This is a genomic window from Bathymodiolus platifrons methanotrophic gill symbiont (genome assembly GCF_002189065.1).
Taxonomy (GTDB): Bacteria; Pseudomonadota; Gammaproteobacteria; order Methylococcales; family Methylomonadaceae; genus Methyloprofundus.
On record NZ_BDMN01000172.1, the window covers coordinates 1 to 19,808 of the forward strand.

The 19,808-nt window shown below is 38.8% G+C and carries 18 protein-coding genes and 2 pseudogenes; 14 read left to right on the plus strand and 6 right to left on the minus strand.

The annotated features are described in order from the left end of the window. Positions 1 to 511 precede the first annotated feature (511 nt). From CDZ78_RS10385 to tnpA, 3 genes are all read right to left on the minus strand, one after another. A complete protein-coding gene (locus CDZ78_RS10385) occupies positions 512 to 1,138 on the minus strand; it encodes a hypothetical protein (protein ID WP_087869953.1) in 627 nt (208 codons plus the stop codon). After that, positions 1,128 to 1,790, minus strand: coding sequence for an AAA family ATPase (locus tag CDZ78_RS10390; RefSeq protein WP_307190486.1), 663 nt, complete (start codon positions 1,788 to 1,790; stop codon positions 1,128 to 1,130). The genes CDZ78_RS10385 and CDZ78_RS10390 overlap by 11 nt, the downstream gene beginning before the upstream one ends. Positions 1,791 to 1,922: 132 nt before the next feature. Further along, entirely contained in the window at positions 1,923 to 2,324 is a 402-nt protein-coding gene (gene tnpA / locus CDZ78_RS10395; protein ID WP_087869955.1) for an IS200/IS605 family transposase, read from the minus strand. A gap of 125 nt (positions 2,325 to 2,449) precedes the next feature. On the opposite strand from tnpA, the gene CDZ78_RS10400 reads away from it, so the two are divergent. After that, on the plus strand, positions 2,450 to 2,755 hold the full coding sequence (locus CDZ78_RS10400) for a DUF3800 domain-containing protein (RefSeq protein WP_087869956.1): 306 nt from the start codon (positions 2,450 to 2,452) through the stop codon (positions 2,753 to 2,755). Positions 2,756 to 2,807: 52 nt separating this feature from the next. Continuing rightward, entirely contained in the window at positions 2,808 to 3,026 is a 219-nt protein-coding gene (locus CDZ78_RS10405) for a hypothetical protein (protein WP_087869957.1), read from the plus strand. A gap of 156 nt (positions 3,027 to 3,182) precedes the next feature. Here CDZ78_RS10405 and CDZ78_RS10410 read toward each other — a convergent pair whose 3' ends face one another. Continuing rightward, entirely contained in the window at positions 3,183 to 3,929 is a 747-nt protein-coding gene (locus CDZ78_RS10410; RefSeq protein ID WP_087869958.1) for a hypothetical protein, read from the minus strand. A gap of 7 nt (positions 3,930 to 3,936) precedes the next feature. Between CDZ78_RS10410 and CDZ78_RS10415 the strand changes: the two are divergent. The 5 genes and pseudogenes from CDZ78_RS10415 to CDZ78_RS23725 form a co-directional block, all read left to right on the plus strand. Further along, a pseudogene (locus tag CDZ78_RS10415) lies at positions 3,937 to 4,314 on the plus strand (DNA cytosine methyltransferase); the annotation flags it as partial. A gap of 143 nt (positions 4,315 to 4,457) precedes the next feature. Continuing rightward, the gene (locus CDZ78_RS10420) at positions 4,458 to 5,444 is read left to right on the plus strand and encodes a hypothetical protein (protein WP_087869959.1); all 987 of its coding nucleotides are present in this window, start codon (positions 4,458 to 4,460) and stop codon (positions 5,442 to 5,444) included. A 193-nt stretch (positions 5,445 to 5,637) separates the two neighbouring features. Next, complete coding sequence (locus CDZ78_RS10425) at positions 5,638 to 6,621, plus strand: hypothetical protein (RefSeq protein WP_087869960.1); 984 nt, start codon at positions 5,638 to 5,640, stop codon at positions 6,619 to 6,621. Next, the gene (locus tag CDZ78_RS23120) at positions 6,612 to 6,800 is read left to right on the plus strand and encodes a hypothetical protein (RefSeq protein WP_244559220.1); all 189 of its coding nucleotides are present in this window, start codon (positions 6,612 to 6,614) and stop codon (positions 6,798 to 6,800) included. The genes CDZ78_RS10425 and CDZ78_RS23120 overlap by 10 nt, the downstream gene beginning before the upstream one ends. Positions 6,801 to 6,883: 83 nt before the next feature. After that, a complete protein-coding gene (locus CDZ78_RS23725; protein WP_280175564.1) occupies positions 6,884 to 7,012 on the plus strand; it encodes a hypothetical protein in 129 nt (42 codons plus the stop codon). 281 nt (positions 7,013 to 7,293) lie between these two features. Here CDZ78_RS23725 and CDZ78_RS10435 read toward each other — a convergent pair whose 3' ends face one another. Both CDZ78_RS10435 and CDZ78_RS10440 read right to left on the minus strand, forming a co-directional pair. Further along, a complete protein-coding gene (locus CDZ78_RS10435; protein ID WP_087869961.1) occupies positions 7,294 to 8,208 on the minus strand; it encodes a DUF5655 domain-containing protein in 915 nt (304 codons plus the stop codon). A 399-nt stretch (positions 8,209 to 8,607) separates the two neighbouring features. Next, on the minus strand, positions 8,608 to 9,906 hold the full coding sequence (locus CDZ78_RS10440; protein ID WP_087869962.1) for a transposase: 1,299 nt from the start codon (positions 9,904 to 9,906) through the stop codon (positions 8,608 to 8,610). Between the two features lie 1,737 nt (positions 9,907 to 11,643). Here CDZ78_RS10440 and CDZ78_RS10445 point away from each other — a divergent pair. The 7 genes and pseudogenes from CDZ78_RS10445 to CDZ78_RS10470 all read left to right on the plus strand — a co-directional run bounded on the left by CDZ78_RS10445 (position 11,644) and on the right by CDZ78_RS10470 (position 19,530). Then, the gene (locus CDZ78_RS10445; protein WP_087869963.1) at positions 11,644 to 14,898 is read left to right on the plus strand and encodes a BT4734/BF3469 family protein; all 3,255 of its coding nucleotides are present in this window, start codon (positions 11,644 to 11,646) and stop codon (positions 14,896 to 14,898) included. A gap of 102 nt (positions 14,899 to 15,000) precedes the next feature. After that, complete coding sequence (locus CDZ78_RS24075) at positions 15,001 to 15,426, plus strand: hypothetical protein (protein WP_307190487.1); 426 nt, start codon at positions 15,001 to 15,003, stop codon at positions 15,424 to 15,426. 1,804 nt (positions 15,427 to 17,230) lie between these two features. After that, positions 17,231 to 17,413 carry a hypothetical protein gene (locus CDZ78_RS10455; protein WP_087869964.1) on the plus strand — a complete coding sequence of 61 codons (183 nt, stop codon included), beginning with the start codon at positions 17,231 to 17,233 and terminating at the stop codon, positions 17,411 to 17,413. Positions 17,414 to 17,755: 342 nt separating this feature from the next. Then, positions 17,756 to 17,908, plus strand: a pseudogene (locus tag CDZ78_RS24530) (IS982 family transposase); the annotation flags it as partial. Positions 17,909 to 17,976: 68 nt separating this feature from the next. After that, positions 17,977 to 18,603, plus strand: coding sequence for a hypothetical protein (locus CDZ78_RS10460; RefSeq protein ID WP_087869965.1), 627 nt, complete (start codon positions 17,977 to 17,979; stop codon positions 18,601 to 18,603). Further along, positions 18,575 to 18,955 carry a hypothetical protein gene (locus tag CDZ78_RS10465; RefSeq protein ID WP_087869966.1) on the plus strand — a complete coding sequence of 127 codons (381 nt, stop codon included), beginning with the start codon at positions 18,575 to 18,577 and terminating at the stop codon, positions 18,953 to 18,955. Before CDZ78_RS10460 ends, CDZ78_RS10465 begins: the two co-directional genes overlap by 29 nt. A gap of 2 nt (positions 18,956 to 18,957) precedes the next feature. Beyond that, positions 18,958 to 19,530, plus strand: coding sequence for a hypothetical protein (locus tag CDZ78_RS10470; protein ID WP_087869967.1), 573 nt, complete (start codon positions 18,958 to 18,960; stop codon positions 19,528 to 19,530). The last annotated feature ends 278 nt before the right edge of the window (positions 19,531 to 19,808 follow it).

Below are 19,808 nucleotides of genomic sequence, written 5' to 3' on the forward strand. Positions count from 1 at the left end.
CTATCGCTCAGACTCCGACAAAACAACCGGCCCTACGGCTATCGCGGACTGAAAATCTTCACTTCGCTAAAGCTCCGTTTCCAGGATTTTCAGCGGAGGCCGTTTTGTTTGTATAATCAATGAGTTAACATCTTTTATTATACAGTAAAAACAGGTCTCATTCATCATTAACCTGTTGTTTTTTAAGTAAATTCAAGGGTTTTAGCAAACGGAATGCCAGTGTTATTAGGGAATGCTAACATTTATTAAAAATAAGCACTAACTAATATTCTTATGCTTTAAAAACTAGGAAACTTCAGTCACTTAATAAACTGAAGTTTCCCAATAATTATTTATGGTAAAATTGAAACTATGCTACAACTATATGAAAAAAATAGTCTTTTCATTCGTTTCAAATGCTATTGCCTAAGGGGAATTAAGTAGGGGGTTGCTATAAACATGGCAAAACCACCTAAAATAAACCTCGATACACCAGCATTGTGTATTTCAGCTACTCAATAATTGGAAAACTTCAGTTAATAAACAACTTTTTTAATTGTTTTTGCGTAATATTATTGACCAATAAATCTATCAATTGTTTTTTTGTCATTTTATTAAGACGTAGTATCTCATTATCGATGTTTTCATCTTCACCATTATCATTGGTACTAGGTTTTAACTCGGAAATTATTTCTTTAACATTGTTCAATGAGGGTTTATGAATTTCTGATACACGCTCATATACAATATCAGCAACATCCTCTAATTTAGGAGCAGACATAATATACCCGGCACTAATAGGTATATTACCTAAAGGTCTCTTATCATTAAAAAATCTTGATAAATTCATCAGGTGTGTTGCCATCTGTCCTGTAAGCCGTTCGTTAAACTTTAACGAACGCCATGCACCGAACTCATTATTACTTGAAAATCGTTTTCTAGCTTCCAGCAATATTAACCCTTTTAGTATGTGAGACTGTCTATCAACATCTACATACTGTTCAGCAAGATTATCTAAGGATAATCCTGATAAATTAATTTCATGATGTTGTTTATCTAGTTTTTTTTTCTCAGCTTTATCTGCAAACTCTTCTGTTTTTTTTTCAATTTCATTTTTTGTTAATGACTCTGTGTTTTTATTACGATGTTTAAATGTCACTATTCAACACCTCATTTATGACTGAATTTATTTCAATTTTTGCTTTTGTATTATCAAATTCAATTACTCCCATTCCTCGACCTGAAGAAATTGAATCCCTATATACTTTACGCTCTCGAATGATAGTAGATAATAAATATATATCTGGATACTCACTAAAAAATCTTTGGGCATCTTCTGATTCATTAATAATAGGATTAGTTGGCCCCATTGATAACACAGCAAAAAATTTTAACGTTGGATTTAATTCTTCTTTAACATCTGAAACCATATCTCGCATAGTTGGAATTGTATCCAGATCAAACTGAGAAGGTCTCACTGGCATAAGAAAAACATCAGCAGCGACTAATCCTGTTCTTAATTCTCTTGAGTCTCTACCAGCAGCATCAACAATAACATATTCATATCTGCTATTTAAATCTACCAAGGAAGCTCTTATGTTGTCATATTTTTGTATACAATTAACAATAGGTAATTTTGGATTTTCAGATCTATCTTCAGCCCAATTACTTGATGATGACTGACGATCAGTATCTACAAGAACAACATCTTTGCCTTGAGTAGCCAATGCAGCAGACAAATTAACTGATATGGTAGATTTACCAACTCCACCTTTTTGACTACCTATCAATATGATCATTTCATACTCCATGATTTGTAATGTTTAATTAACTACCACGCTTATAAAACGTGGTTTAAATTCGACCTAGAAGGCCGTTCTCAGCAAAACCCCTGTCGGGGCCTTGCTGAAATAAGATTCAAGTTGTTCCCAATATTTTAGTGGTTATTTATTTTCTTGGAATTTTACATACTTTCTTATCATTTCTGCATCCATACCTACGGTATCAACACAATAACCCGCCGACCAAAAATGATTCCCCCAATACTTCTTTGTTCGCAAGCTGGGAAACTTCTGGAAAGCTTGAATGGCAGTCTTACCTTTTACTCTTCCAACTAAATTTGATACTGAAACCTTTGGTGGTATTTTTACAAGTAAATGGACATGATCAGCCTGAACATTTAATTCGATGACTTCACATCCCGCTCTTTCGGTATGTGCATAAATGCTTTGATAAACATACCGTCCAAGATCTCCTTTTAAAATTTTATAACGATACTTTGGCACAAAGACAATATGGTACTGGCAAAACCAGACCACATGTGATAATTTTTGGAATCTGCTCATTTGTTTCTCCTAGTTAAATTGCGGGAACAACTTAACTAATTGATACTCTTGAGCAGACCTTTACGCAAAGCTTTTTTACCCCCGCCCACAGGGCGCGGTTATCTAAGTTGTAATATAGTGATTATATTGTCTACGTTGATGAAGCCGGCGATCATAACCTAAGCCATATTGACTCTAACTTCCCTGTTTTTGTTTTAGCATTTTGTATCTTTGAAAAAACACAATATATCAACCAAACAACTCCGAAACTTCAGCAATTTAAATTCACTTATTTCGGCCATGATATGACTATTTTGCATGAGCGAGAAATTCGTAAATCAATCGCTCCCTTTAATATTTTGCAAAATGCAAAAGTACGTCAAAGCTTTATCACTGAACTAAGCCAGATCATTGCTGAAGCGCCTTTTACTTTAGTGGCATCATGCAGATAAAAATAATTTTATTGATCGTAGAGGCTCAACTGATAACCCTTACCATGTTGCCATGCAATTTGGGCTTGAACGGATTTTTTACTTTCTAAAAGGTAAACAACAAACAGGCAAAAAAACACATATTGTCTTTGAGCGCAGAGGACGTAAAGAAGATGATGAATTAGAACTAGAATTTCGTCGTTTATTAGATAAAAGCCAAATAAAGGGAATGGCGAAAAGTTTAGATATTATATTTGCATTAGGGCTATTTGCCCTGTATTCCGACTTTTAGTCGCCAGTCTCTCTAATCCACCCGCTTTTAGCGGGTGGTTGTTTAGTGCCATTTTAAGTTGGCTGTCCCGTGATTTCGAGTTTTACTTTGGATGTCTTACTGTAGGTAGATGACTTCCAAAATATCCTATTGATACTTTATTGTTGTTAAAATCCGCTAGAATGTGCATTCTTTTAGCATCAGGGAAATTTTTGACGTGTTTTTCAAAGAGTTTTTTCCTAAAGTCGGATGTTTAAATTCTCTTTGCCTCGCATATTTTTCATTCTCCAATGTTGCACTGCTTTCACCAGAAATAGTTAGCTCAGAATTTAACTTTAAATCCTCTATATCATTAGAGATCAAGATTGCCTTGTTAAGTTTTTTTAATGCTTCGATAATTTTATGAAAATCATCTACGGTAACAGAAGGAGATTTAAAATTTTTTAATGCAGAATTGCAAAATATAAGATTTGGGAAATCCTTGTTATCTTGCAAAACAAGGTCTCCAAGGTAGTTTTTGTTTTGCGGTCTTTCATTCTCTAACTCAGCTATATAAGCTTTTAAGTGTTCTAAAGATGATATATTCGGCACATCAATTAATTGTTCTTTCCATTCCTCGTTTTCTTCCCATTGTCTTACAATCGATATTGGATTTGATGCCCAGTTATTATGTGATAGAAAGCTTATTGCGTGTGAGTCAATATTAGAAGCTACCCCCAAGCTTGTTACCTCTAGGTTTCTATCACTCGAAAGCATAAATAACATGCCGCTCAAGGCCTCACGTTTATCTTCTTCAAGCTCAATTATAGGGCAGTGAACTTTACTGATAACATTTTTTACAATTAAAGAGATGTTCTTATCAATATGATTAATCCATTCTCCGAATATAAAACCTTCGGCGTAATTTAAAGGGTTCTGTCGCAAGTATTGCGACAGAACCGATGATTTACAAAGAGAGTATATGCAAAAAAGCTATTATCTTGGAGGTGGTAAAACTGGAATGGCTCGCCGCTTATCCTTGGATGAACCCAGCCTTACTTTAACCTGTTCTCCAGCCCAAAAACAAACAGAAAGATGCCATCCTACGGAAACACGGCCGCTTACTGTGAGGGAATACGCAAGAATACAAACATTTCCAGATGATTGGGAGTTTCTAGGCTCAATGAGCCACCAATATAAACAAATAGGAAATGCCGTGCCTGTGAATTTGTCCCACGCTATAGGCCGTAGTTTAGTTGGGTTGTTAAATAATATTACCGAGCATGAAGCTAACAATCAAAAATTCACGAACCCTAGAAACGGAGCATAGCGAAGTGAAGCTTTTTAGACCGCGATAGGCAACGCTGTGGATAAAGAGGGAGGTTCAGAAAATGACAAAAGCTCATCAAAAAGGAGTTAGACTAAGGACTACGAACCAAATACAGTACTTTTAGAAACACTATAGGACAAAAAATGAAAACTAAACTAATGACAGCATCAACGGTGCTGCTTTTATTATTCAACACCGGGGGACAAGCGGAAGATATCTTACCCAACGCAGTTGTTGGAGGCTGGGGGAACTTTAACCCCCTTACAGCAGGTGGTGATGATGTAGTACTGGATATAACGGAGGAACGAAAGGAAGAAGAACGTAGAGCTCACGAAGCTAGGGCAGAAGCAGAAAGAGCCCGCTTAGCAGAACTTGCTAGAATAGAAGAAGAGAAGAAAGAGGCTCGTGCTAACGACATATATCCAGAAATTTATGTGACAAGGGCTAAAGTGTTCCGTTTATATAGAGATGAACTTGTGGATCTTCACCGTACGTTCTCGTATTACCCTGAATTCACGGGCTGGCATGTCTTCCAGACATATGGACCTTCAGATACGGTTATGGAGATATATCATAACGGAGAGTCAATTGTCAATGAAGGAAAGAGCGATGGGGATGATGGAGACAATTATAACGAGCTTCAACATAAGTATCTTGAAGCTGGGGAGAGATATGTAATCCAAGTCTATCTAGAATATAAATCTGATGTGGGGGATGCAATCTTGAATGTTAGGCTTCAAGAGCACTTAAACGATTTAGATACCCCCCTGACTCTAGGATTTGCCAAGAAATTTTGGCTATCTACAGACGACTATGACCAGACTCACTTCACAACTACGTTTACTCCTGAAACTACGGGTCGGTATAACATAGAGACTTACAGTGCTGATGAAGATACCGTGATGGAGATATATCACCCTGACGGATACTCTATGGTCGCCTCGGGTGAGAGTGACGGAGACAGGGGTGTCGATAATGAGGAATTACAAGTCAAGACGTTTGAGGCGGGTAAGACCTACACAATCCAAGTATACATGCAGGATTCTGACAACGACGGTTACGCATGGGTACATGTTTGGCGTAGTCCTTGGCATCCGCTTAACTGTAGTTTAAGCAAAAAATGTTATTGAAAAATTTGGCTTCCCATCCGCTGAAAATCCTGGAAACGGAGCATAACGAAGTGAAGCTTTTTAGACCGCGATAGGCAACGCTGTGGATGAAGAGGGAGGTTCAGAAAATGACAAGAGCTCATCAAAAAGGAGTTAGACTAAGGACTATGAACCAAATAAATACAGTACTTTTAGAAACACTATAGGACAAAAAATGAAAACTAAACTAATGACAGCAGCCGCGTTGATGATCTTATTCAACACCGCGGGGCAAGCGGAAGATATCTTACCCAACGCAGAGGAGGGAGGTTGGGGGAACTTTAACCCCCTTACAGCAGGTGGTGATGATGTAGTACTGGATATAACGGAGGAACGAAAGGAAGAAGAACGTAGAGCTCACGAAGCTAGGGCAGAAGCAGAAAGAGTCCGCTTAGCAGAAATTGCTAGAATAGAAGAAGAGAAGAGGGAAGCACGCGCTAACGACATATATCCAGAAATTTATGTGACAAGGGCTAAAGTGTTCTGTTTATATAGAGATGAACCTGTGGATCTTCACCGTACGTTCTCGTATTACCCTGAATTCACGGGCTGGCATGTCATCCAGACATACGGGCGCGGTGACACCGTTATGGAGATATATCATAACGGAGAGTCAATTGTCAATGAAGGAAAGAGCGATGGGGATGACGGGCAGGATAATAACGAGCTTCAACATAAGTATCTCGTAGAGGGGGAGAGATATGTAATCCAAGTCTATCTACAAAGTAAAACTAATCGGGGTAGCATCATCTTAAATGTTTGGGCTCAAGAACCTCTGGAAAAACTATATGACCCTTTAAAATTGGGACTTGCTAAGAAATTTTGGCTATCCACAGACGACTATGACCAGACTCACTTCACAACTACGTTTACTCCTGAAACTACGGGTCGGTATAACATAGAGACTTACAGTGCTGATGAGGATACCGTGATGGAGATATATCACCCTGACGGATACTCTATGGTCGCCTCGGGGGAGAGTGACGGAGACCGAGGTCTCGATAATGAGGAATTGCAAGTAAAGTACTTTGAGGCGGGTAAGACCTACACAATCCAAGTCTACATGGAGGATTTTGACAACGATGGTCACGCATGGGTACATGTCTGGTCTAGTTATTGGAGCCCACTTAACTGTAGTTTAAGCAAAAAATGTTATTGAAAAATTTGGCTTCCCATCCGCTGAGGTGGGACAATAAATTTTCCAGCTTAGAAGGGCTGGCGACGCATTTACGTGACAAGCTATTCCCCACTGAAGGCGGAGCGATAGCTCATATTTATTTCAAAGACTATTCTAAAGAAAATATAACTACCCCATTACCTGATGAACAAAAAAAATAGCTGATTGTCTATCCTTCCTTGACAACTTAATCACCGCCCAAGCTCAAAAAATAGAATCACTCAAAGATCATAAGAAAGGCCTGATGCAGCAGCTATTCCCTGCTGAAGGTGAAGCTGTTCCTAAATTGCGCTTTCCTGAGTTTCGGGGTGCTGGGGAGTGGAGTAGTGAAATCCTTGAAGATGTATATCATTTAAAAGGAACAAACTCTTAAAATCAGGGAAACGTAGCCTAAGCGAAGTGATGATTTTAAGCGAATGATCAAAAAAGGGCAAATGATCGGAGGAGATGGCTTGTCTCCTGCAGGACAGTTTTATTCATTAGCCGCATAAAGACCGGTTATGGCAGGTTTTTATGCCCACAATAAACTTTTGCGACAGAACCTGTGATCCACCTTTTATTGAAATTGAGAATTATGATAGCAGATAACGTCGGGAAGGGAGACTTATGCGACAGAACCATTTTCAATACTTAACGGTGACATAGCCTTAAATTTTATCCATTAACCTTATACGATTGTTTAACCAATGACATTAAGTAATCAATATCCTCTAAATTATCTAATACAAATTCACAGTCACCGTTCCCCCAAGTTCCAATGTTAGTTACATCTCTAACCATTTTTTTGTAATCGTCAATTTTTGAGTACTTCAAATTTATAAATGCCTTAATCTTTGATTTCAAAATGACGACATCAATAATGTTTTTCTTATTACCAACAAAAGCAATAGATTGTTTATTTGGTTTAACAACGACTTCGCCCAAACCCAAAGTTTCTAATTTTAGGTTCTCATAAATATCAATTATGTTTGTTGGCTTATTATCTAAATGATCTGATTCAGTATAGGTCTTAACTTCTTTTGAAACTGTTAATATAGTTGAATCGATAGTTGATATAGTGTTGATGCTTTCCGTTTGTTGGTTAGCCTTAATTGGCAAATACATTACAGTGTCGTTTTCAAATTTCTTTATTTCCCACAACTCAATTGGTAAGTCTTTGAAGTTTATAGACTCCTTTTGGTAAACGGTGTAGGTAGGTGAAATAAATATCACCTTTGATTGAGACCAATCCACATCATCCTTTTTGATACTCTTATCCATCAACTCATTGTACAAAAGAACAAATTCTGCTTTATTATTGAGTAGTAGTGACAAATATGAGTATCCCTGGTCAATTACAGAAAAGTTTTTGGTATTTTTATATTCAACTATTACAAATGAGTTAGTTAGTAAATCGAAACACAAACTATCGATTCTAAAGCTGTTCAATGAATATTCGCTTTTGACAAATTCTAATCCAAATACCTTATTCATATTGGACTCAGTAAGAAGTTGAATATCCTTCTCTAAGCCAAATTTTTGTTCATTGATTTGATTTAGAGAATTCTCCTTAAATGAAAAGTTTTTCACCTATAAATCTCTCTTTGTATCAGTGCCGTTTGTGTTAGCCCTGTTCTCACTTAATCACCCCTAATTATCATACCTGTAATGCCCGCAGGGCGCATTTTGCAAATTCTGAGACATACTTGTTCATGTGGACAATATATTGGCTCCCTACGGGACGTATTGATAAAGCATGGATAACGAAAAGATGTTATCCACCCCTTACCAACACTAACCAACACATTCTCCACAATCACTGTCAATTACAGCAATATGGTTTCTCTTAAACCGCGCTCCGCGCATCAATAATAATCAATTGTATCTTTTATAAGAATAAAGAGATAGATAGTACAGCCATTTACCCCCTAAGGAAGGCTCAACAATCCCTTTCACAGCTCCCCCTCCGAAAAACTGCTAAAAAAACCATCAGTGTTCCCCTATCAATTGAGGCCGTGAAACTAACCTCGCCACAAGAGAGCTCATAAAGCACTGTAAAGACATTCCTGTTATTATTGCGTTTTGAACTGCCCGAATGGTATACGAGCTGATACGAGATATTCTTGCCTGGAAAAATAATGGATTCACAAAACGATCTCGTTTTTGAGCCTGTTGCTGCCTTATCTCCAGAGCCTCGCTATATTTTTTATCCGATGGATGAATCAATTCTGGCTGTTGTGTTTTTGAAATCTCTTCAAACACGCGCATTAAATTATAGCTCATTGCAGTCAGGCGCATTTGATTTTCAAGTGAGCGGGTATTGGAAGACCAAGCTTTAGTTTCCTTGAAATTACTTTTAGTGTTATTGAATGTCTTTTCAATCGTCCATCGCTTGAAATACAGCATGGCAATGGTTCCAGGGTTAATAGTCATTGGCAAGGTTGTCACAAACCGGTGAAGTTTTCCGGTTTCTGGATCACGGTAATCCACCACGTTAAATTTGATGCCCTTGTTTTCGTACACACTGTATGCTTCAACCCCTGTATTGATCTCATGGCGGGCGTCAAAAGGGATAGACTCAACCAGAGTCGCAATTGAATTTTCTTTTAGCATTGAAATCATGTAATTAGCATGTCGTTTCTGCCGATCCCACCAGGCAAAGTCGGTGACGGCTTTATCGTAGACATAGAGATGTTTCTGAGAGCTGTTATTTCCCTTGTTTTGCTTTTCAATATGATCTCGTAACACAGGTATTTCTTGATGTCTCTGAGTTCCGTTTGTCACCAGACAAAGAAATCTGAGCAACCCACTTCTGAGATTCAACGCGTAAATCCCCCCGGCCGCATAAACTTTCCCCTTGCTGTTTTTTTCAGTATGGCAGGCATGATCAATAAAATGTCCATCCGCTGCTTCTATGGTGTATTCGTCAAGTTCCGGGAATGCTTTAAGATAATCAATGCCTTGCGATAGAAGTGTTTCAGCGTGAAGATGATAGCTCTGCTGTTCAAATGCCTCAAGCATACTTGTTCGTCTATGCGACTTCAGTGATTTAAAATACGTTGAGTGGGGAAGTAGCTGGCCATAAATCTGTTCATTGGTTTGGAGGAAATGGCGACCACTATCGACTACACTGATACAGCGTAATAACCCAAGGCGAATAAAGTCGATATCCTTCAACTCTGGGCATGAACGAGCCCACAAAGGATGACGCTCTGCTAACAGGGCACGTTCCATACTTTCATTGCAGTGTTGGTGAATATGTTCAAAGAGTGGTAGGTCTTTAAGCATGGGTGATATCCGTTTATGAGGTGATTAAAACGGAAATTTTTAGAAAAACTTTTTCGGCAATTGCAAGTTTTATTTGAAATTATTTGTTGTTTTTTTACGGTGCCTACAGAGTATCTATTTGCTGTTATAAGTGATTAAAATCAAAAAGATGGAAATATTCGAGTGGTGCTACCTTCAGGTAGGTTATAGGCTGCTTTGTTTAGGTACTTCTTCTTTCAATGGGAACACTGATGAAAAAAACAGAGAATATCAGCTTGAGTTTCTGTGTATCTTGGAATCGTGTTACTCGAGTTTTCAAGTCCCTTTCACAACCGTTACGCTCTGCGCGTTACCAGATATATAAAATATCCGCCCCTGCTCCAAACGCGCCACCTTTTGCACTATAAAATTCAAATCTCGCAATCAAAACGGCTATAAGCTTGCGACTTCTACTTTATACAAAAAATGCCTTATGGGTTACCTTAGCAAAGTCCTTGATCGGCAACGCTGTCCTGACCTATCCCAAAACATCTTGAGTCCAAAATAGGGGCTGAGCTTGTAAAGAAGAGAGAGAAAACTTGAAATGCTTAACAAATGAGAGACTAATTAAGATATAATTAGTATTCGTTTGATTGCAAGAGTGTGTCTCTTACTTTCAAGCTGTGCTGAGTGACTGTAATCACTCATACACAACCTTTAATAAAGGCAAAAAAACCTAAGCACTTAAAAATGCTTGGGTTTTTTTTTGCCTTTTAGCCCTAAACTTTAAAAGTTCGGGGGCTTGTTTCTAAACCTGAAAGAGGAAATATCAGATTTTATTACCAATAACTTTAGCTCATACAAGCAAGACATAGCAAGTTTAGCTGTAGTTTAGACTTCTAATAAGTCCTTTAGAGATTTGTTCTTGGCTCGTCATCCTCCTAAGTTCATGAAACATGGGGGCGTTCTGTCATCGCTGTTCATTTACTAAATAAAGGGCAGTGATGACCAAGTTTTAGTTCTATCGCAAAAAAAAGAATGAGACATTATTACCTCCCCTCTTGGGTATGCAGCTCACTCGCGCCATAAAACAAGACCTACTCTCCCCCGCTATCCGAGCATATCTCACTCTCGCTTTACATCCCAACAGGTGTTCTTGGTGGCTTTGTCGTACAGACTTAATTGTGCCGTAAGGTTCAGTTGTTAGTTTATTACAGAGCAAGGTCCTACACCCCACGTATTCATTGAAAAAGGGGACAGATAAGCTGTTTATACAACACAACCTATTTATCTGTCCCCTTTCCCGAAAACACGAGGGGGCTCCAGACTTCACTATATTTTTGAGTGGGTAGACTGGGTGAAGAGATCTAATCGTGGGATTATTAATTCAATACAACAGAACCGCAAAGCCGGCATGGGTTAGACCGGTGTCTGTTTTTTTTATAAGTGGGGCAGGGGGCTTGGTTTGGGGATAAGTGTAAAAATATCTTGAAAAAGACTTGCAATCCAAAATATAGTAGCTATTATACTATATAATAGCTGTGAGAAACAGCTAGACATATGGAATAAGTCCTGCTCCCCATCAAAATAAATTAATGGGGAGCAGGACTTATTTTTACTACGCGCTATAAAGAGGAAACCTTAGCCGGGAGATTCTTTATAGAGCTTTAATTGCTAGACAACTATGAGGATAACACAGAGCATCTAACAAGATTTTCTAAAATCTACAAATACATTATATCATGTATTTCAAGAAAGTCTAGTTGTTCTGCTAAAAGCATGAATAAACTACATAAAAACACACAAAACGACCCCATTCAAGATAACACCGATTGTGCCACAGGGGTATCTACATCAAAAACAAAACGTCGAGCGAACCCTGCACCTGATTGTGAAGGCATCGGCAACGTTTCATACATGCGCCGGGTAGGCAATCCTAACAATCACTCTAATCAATCACTTGATGATGTTATTGATCTGATTAGATCGCATAAATATAAGCCGGTTACTCAATCATTAAGGGATTTGCGAGAGAAAAGTGAGAAAGCTTATAAAAAACAAAAGGCGATTCATTGTGAGGCTGTTAGCTTCAACGGTACATTCAAGTTAGGTCAGCCCGTAAAAAATGGGACTTTCGAGAAGTCGAGCGGTTTATTGATTGTAGACCTAGACCATCTGGAAGATGTTCACTTAGCTAAGTCGGACTTGATAACAAAACCTAATATTGTTTTTTGCTTTATCAGTCCCTCGGGCGATGGTTTAAAGCTAGGCGTTCGGGTTGATGCTAGCCTAATTAATAACGATGCGGACTTTAAGCAGGCTTATTTTCAGATAGAGTCGCTATTTAAAACATGGGGATATGAAACGGATCCCGCTTGTAAAGATATTAGCCGCAAGTGCTTTTTGTGCCATGATGCGGATGTTTTTTATAATCCTGATGCAGATATTTACAAGCTTAACCCATTCCAAGAGATAGCCCCCAAAGCCCCTCCAATAAGCAAAGAATACACGCCCAACAGCAACGAAGGCGACTGCCTGGAAAGCTGTATTAACACCATCTTAAATGCAAAGCCAGGCGAACGCCACGCGGCAAGGCTCAACGCAGGGAATGCACTAGGGCATTATGTTGCTAGTGGGAAGTTGGACGTAAAAAATGAGGATGATTATATCAACGCCCTCATTACTGCCAGCGATCAGATTGCAGGTAATGATGATGACCGTACCCGCGAAAAAGAAAATAAAGCAATCAAGGGTGGTTATCAGTATGGACTATTACACCATTCCGAGCCGGAGGCTTGGGAATACAACAGCGATCTGACTTTACTAAAAAATATCGAGAGTATTCCGCTACCAGCCCCAGACAAGGCAGTTTATTCAATCATTGCGAAAGCCGTACAGGCTCACCCTATAATCTCATATAAAGACACTATAACCGCGCTAGAAGATAGGATGGGATGTAAGCTGTCAGGTAGATACAAAGCACGGCTTAAAAAGCTACTTAGGAAACAGGACAAGGCTACGCGCAAATATCACACGGTGACGACCGATAGCCTGCCTGAATTCGACATAAACAGCGATGACGCAGCAAGTCGGATGCTGTCTGAATGGTATAACGCTATTTTTGTTGACATGCGGCCGATGGGTTCAGGTAAAACTTTATTCACCGCGTTATTATGGGCATATCTCCAAATGAACAATAAAGCTTTTGGCTACGTTGCCCCCCGTGTATCAATTATTGCGGACATAGCAAATAGGCTAGATATTGAACATTATAACGAAGTTAGTCCGGGGGAGTTGTTCCAGTCATTGGCCGCCTGTGTGAATAGTGCAGTAGGAAGGGAGCATTTATTAAGCTTCTTTCGGCAGGTTGACTGTATTGTACTGGATGAATTTAAGCAGATAGTTGAACATATCGTGCGAGGTCCCTTTAATAATAGATCAGAGGGCTATGATTTGTTAATTGATATTATTAAGACTGTCCCGGTGGTTTATGTTGCTGATGCTGATATGAATGACCGTATGATTGAGATATTAAAAAGCACAGGTAAGCCAATGTTTAAGATAAAAGGGAGCGAGCGAAAACCAACTGCAACAATAAAGCACACCACCCCCAAAATTGCTAAAAGCGAATTTCTAAACCGTGTGAAAGCGGGTAAGACTGGCTTGTTCCAATGTGATTCTCTCAGTACTGCTAATATTGCCTATGAGGACGCTAAAGCGACAGCTCCCGCAGATTATAAAATATTGCTGGTACACGGAAAGAATAAAGATGAGTTTGAACAAGCGGCTTACTTAAAGAGTCCTAATGAAGTTGGCAAGCAATATGATTTAATAATTTTGACACCGGTTGTATCTAGCGGGTTTTCTATCGAGCTTGAATATGATTTTCATGTGGGTGTATTTAGTGGCCAGTTATCACCTACTGAAATAATCCAGACTTTGGGACGTAACAGAAAGGCTAAGGATATTATTCTTGGACTCTCACCAAAGCGAAAACAGAAGCCCTTGAGTGTCACCGAACAAATAGCAGGCATCGTATTGGCCGAAAAGCGTATGAAATCTACAGATGGCCAGCTAATACACGAGCCAAATGAGTTTGACAAAGTGGCCGCAGGCATCATGGAAGAGTATGAAAGGTCTTGCGAACGTTTTGCACATACCACCTTGTTAATATTGGAGCAGAAAGGTTATAAGGTTGAAGCGCTGGAAGAACCAGAGAGCCTGATTATTATCAAAGGAACGGCTAAAGCGGTAAAGGCTAAGCATGTCCAAGATGTGATTCAAGCGGATTCTATTTCCGATAGAGAACACAGTAATTTAAAAAAGTCATCGAAAGTTACAGAATCCGATCACAACGCAATAGAGAAGTTTGAATGTAGAGAGCAACTAGCACTCGGAGAAGAGGTTTCAGAGAAGGATATTCTATTGTGGAATGGTGGAACGCTAGAACCTGTCCTCAAGAGATTTGAGATAGTAAACGAGAGTCCAGACAATACGCAATTACTAGATGAATATGAGAACGCAACGAGGATAGCCCCTAAAGACCGGACTTATGCCACTAGCCAAATGATAATATTTTATTCAGTTATGAGTTTATTACAGGGCAAGGGGATACAGCCCCCGTGTTCATTGAAAAAGGGGACAGATAAACTATCTATAACAAACAACAATGTTTATCTGTCCCCTTCCCCAGAAAACACGGGGATATCACTACAGCGTTATGATGCGGAACGAATAAAAGCCGCTATTGACTATTTGCAAGCCAATTATCAGGAGGTACACGCCGCCGGGCTAGGCAATTTCAAGGCTGTTAATCGAAAGTTAGACACACGTACATTAGGACAATTTTTAAAGAGATTCGGGCTGAAACATAAGCGCGTAGGCAAAAACCTCGCGGGGAATTACCAGATAACTGAGGACTCATTAATTCAAATGCAGGATATTAATAAACGCCGTAAAGCAAAGAAAATCAGTGCCTTTAATCGGGCGTGGGGGTGGCATAACCAAAAAGAACAAACAAAGATGGCTGCCTAAAAAAGGCATCGAAAGTTTCAGAACTAATATGAAGGGACAATAAAGATAGCCCCTAAAGACCGGACTTATGCCACTAGCCAAATGATAATATTTTATTCAGTTATGAGTTTATTACAGGGCAAGGGGATACAGCCCTCGTATTCATTGAAAAAGGGGACAGATAAACTGTTTATACAACACAACCTATTTATCTGTCCCCTTCCCCCGCAAACACGGGGGTATCACTACCCTGCGTCCGCCACAGACTGTGAGCACAAAGCAGCTCAGTCATGGCTACCACAAATGGCTCTACGGCTATTCGGGATATTCAAAGCATGGAGTCAAAATTTAGGGCATGAACAGGTTTTAACAACTCTCCATAGCTATGGAGAGGTGCAACAATCTAGGCAAGGGGAGATTATCCAGCAATTAAGCACTCCGCGCGTTGAATCTGTTACTCAAAGTGCTGCTAAGATTATCCAAGCTGTTAAGGAACATATAAATGCACAACAGGGGGGTAACTATGAGTTAGTTTACAGTAAGATATAATGCCTGTTTGATAACGTCAGCATCAAGTCCTTGTCCACTCAAGGCGGTGCTGGCTAATGGTTTTTTTTATAAAGCGTGGTAGTTAATTCCCGATTCAGAATCAAAAGGGCGCGGTTAGGAAAAACAAACCTAGCGGCGTATACAGGCGTTTTTATCATAAAAACATACCCTATAACCCTTGAGGTGTGTATTGCCCCACAAGGCTCTTTACGTGGCTAGATAACAACGAATGGCAAAGAGTTTGCAGGTTACAGTTGATTTTTACACAAACATTTGTTCTTTTGCGACAGAATCACGGAGGAGCCCTGTAGGGTTTGAGTGTTGGTTTAAGAGGTGTTTTGGAATAAAGATTTTAAAGCGGGCTACAAGGGTTCTTGAGGGGAGATACTTAGTATGTAGGGGGATCTGTTTAAGGGGCTTAAAAGCGATATTAAGCCCCTTAAAAAAGAAACAGGAGCCATGTGCTACCGAAGAGATTAGAGTCTCAGTGGTCTAATGAAGAATCCTATTCAGAGTACTCGGATTCAAGTGTTGAAATATCAGACTCGCCCAAAATATGGGATTCCACATTTGACGGATATACGCGTGAAAAAGTTACTTTCTCTAAGGGCTAAGACTCTCCAAAAATTAAGGTCTAAAAGGGGTTCCCCTTAATTATCTTCTGGGAGACAAAACCCATTCAACCATTTTAGGAACGCGCAAATTCCTAAATTTAGTCCCCAGAAATGCTCGCAGGGCGCATTTCTGAAAATTCTGAGATATCCCGTTCATGTGGGGAATATATTGGCTCCCTACGGGACGTGTTGGTAAGGGGTGGATAACGTCTTTTTGTTATCCACCCCTTACCAACACTAGCCAACACATTCCCCACAATCACTATCAATCACAGCAATATGATTTCTCTTAAACCGCGCTCCGCGCATCAATAATAAATAGTATTATTGATGGTACAGCCATGTATAGCCCCTAAGGCAGGCCTACGAATCCCCTTTCACAGCTTCCCCCTCCCACGACTGCTTTAAAAAAACAGATAATATAGGCTTGAGTTTCTGTGTATCTTGGAATCGTGCTACTTGAGTTTTTAAGCCCCTTTCACAGTCGTTACGCCCTGCGCGTTACCAGATATAATAAATATATCCACCCTTGCTCCAAACGCGCCACCTTCTGCATTATAAAATTCAAATCCCGCAGTCAAAACGACAATAAGCTTGCGACTTTTACTTTATGCAAGAAGTGCCTTATGGGTTACCTTAGCAAATATCCTTGATTGGTAACACGGTCCCGACCTATTCCAAAACATCTTGAGTCCAAAATAGGGGCTGAGCTTGAAAAGAGAGAAGAAAAACCGAAATGCTTACAAATGAGAGGCTAATTAAGATATAATTAACATTCGTTTGAAAGAAAGAGTCGTTCTCTTACTTTCAAGCTGTGGTGAGTGTTAGAATCACTCATACACAACCTTTATTAAAGGCAAGAAACCCAAGTACTTAAAAATGCTTGGGTTTTTTTTTACCTTTAAGCCCTAAACTTTAAAAGTTCGGGGCTTGTTTCTAAATCTGAAATAGGAAATATCATATTCTATTGCCGATAACCTTAACTCATACAAGCAAGATATAGCAAGTTTAAGACTTCTAATAAGCCTTTTAGACATTCTCTCTTGGCACGTTCATCCCCCCAATTTCATGAAGCATTGGGACGTCCTGTTATAGCTGTTCATTAACCACATAAAGGGCAGTGATGACCAAGTTTTGGCTCTGTCGCAAAAAACAAATGTTTGCGTAAAAATCAACTGTAACCTTTTTTTATGCGACAGAACCAAGGTGTGGACTTTTCGACTGAATCACAAATTTTAGATTTACAACTGGATGCATTATTAGAGGCAGAGGTTTTATCTGAACATCTTTATTATCATGTATGGTGTTTGACAGAACCCATGAATAGTCAGTGGAATACTATTGAACAAGAACAATGCCTTCGCCACTTTTAATTTAAGCCAAAAATGACAATCTTACACCTATATACCCAAACTACTTGAAGCGGGGAGTCGCTATTTTTGCGAAAGCTTGTTTTGGGCATCCCAGCCCAAGCAAGCAGCAAAAACTTAACGCGACCACTTATGCCTCCGGCGGCCCCGATTCGTCCTCGTCACCTCGTCCCGACCCAACAAGGGGTCGGAACATAGGCTCCAAATGACTTGACGCCGTGTCGGATGGCCTTTTATTTTGTCTCCACCTTCGCTAACGCTCAGACTCCGACAAAACAACGGCCCTACGGCTATCGCGGACTAAAAATCATCACTTCGCTTAGGCACCGTTTCCAGGATTTTCAGCGATTGAAGAATGTTTTTCAGCTAGAGCACTCTAAGCATCGGTCTCTAACAAATTATATGATCAATATCCTTGCCTGTTTGGTGGCCTATTCATATCAAGAAAAAAAGCCAGCTCTTAAGTTAAGAAGAGAGGGTTTACTGCCTTTGTTATAATTCCTTATCCCGAACTCAGGTTAAAATAGCGTAAGAAACCATAAAATTATTGAGCAGGCACTATAAAAATGATAAAGAAAAATGAACGGACAATATTGTTTCTCGACCTGCATATTGATCTCAAAACGACTTCACCTAAAATTAAAGGGTTGCGTAATAATTTTACCCTAACTGAATTATTTAGAAAAATTGAAGCTATCCGAGAAGCAAATAACGTCAATATAATTAGTGGTTCAGAAGATAACAAAACAGAAGTTTATTTGGCGGATATTAAATATGATTCTGAAATTTGTTGTTGGATATTACTGGTCAATATTACTGATACGACATTAGCCGATGAAGTTCACAGGGAGATTGGTGGTAATGACGATACTCGAAAAGTTAATGCTAAAAAGAATGGTGTAGGTACTGATTTTTCATCACACATAATCATAAAACCTGATCCCGAAGCAAATGGAAGTTGGCTCGCATTATATGAACAATCGCCTGCTTTACCAGTAAGACTAGTTTCCAGTTATCTAAATAAGTTATTAAGAAGAATAGCAAAAGAAAATAAAGACGATTTTGAGACTGACCACCCTAAAAATACTGTAGATACAAAAGGGGGAGTAAAAAAAATTAATACCTACTGTCATTGTCATTTTTACGGCCATATCTCTAAGCAATTTGAAGTCACTGACCCTTATTACAAGTAACATAGATAGCGTTGTCGGTTATGACGCTCAAAATCACAAGAGTATAAAAGAGGTTCAGCTACCAATAAAAATAGATAAAGTTGAAATATTAAAAGCAGGAGGTAATTTCAAACTTATGGATCGTATCAGAAATAATGATGCAAAGGCCATGAATATGGAATCAATCAAAATTTCATTTAAAGACGATGGTGATATTTCCCATACTGCCGAAATAGACACCAATACAGGAAAATTAATCGGTTCTGAAAATTACGTTAAAAAGATTAAAATCACAGATTTTAAAGATTTTTCAGCAACGTCTGTAGACCAGATATATAAACCAATCATCACTAAGATGTTAGAGCATATTTAGATATGAAAAGATATAAAGTGATTGTTTATCAGTTAACAAGACCAATCTCATATTTATTCCTAAAACACCCCGCGGGAAAGGTCTACAACTGGATAATACCACTTATCCTAACTGTAATCAGTTTAGCCATTTTAGTGTTCTTAACTGAAATAAGCGATGTTGTTGGTGAAAATGGTTTGGTTGAAAATTTAACTGATTTTGTAATTAGTCTTCCAGGTTTTTTAATTACCGCCCTAGCTGCAATAGCTACTTTTAACCGACCAATTATTGATCAAGAAATGATTGATGCTCCAACTATTAACATCAAGGCTGGTAATACAGAGTTAGAAGATCAAGCACTAACACGTAGAGACTTTCTTTTACGCTTATTTTCGTTTTTAACGGTAGATAGTATATTTCTAATTATTTATGCAAAAGTTGGATCAATCGCATCTGTTCCCAGCTTTTTAGAAACTCAATACCATATCGCTGAATGGGTTTTCGCAGGTATATTTATAACAATATTTTGGCAATTGCTTACTCTTTTGCTTTTTGGAATGTATTACCTCTGTGAACGGTTAAATTTAAATATATAAAATCGGTTATAAGACACAATACCTTCGCCACTTTTAATTTAAGCCAAAAATGACAATCTTACACCTATATAAATCAACCGCTTATAGGCTGTAAAATTCATAAAAATGAGTGTATTTTCATTTTGGCGAAGGTATTGAAGACAAACCAATGATTAGTTTTAAAGAAGATTGACCTACTTTGCAAATGCCGTAACCAGAAAACCAAGAACAAAAACACCGCATAAAAAGGCGGCAGAATAGGGCAGGTAGTAAAACCATCAATATTTTCTACCTAACTA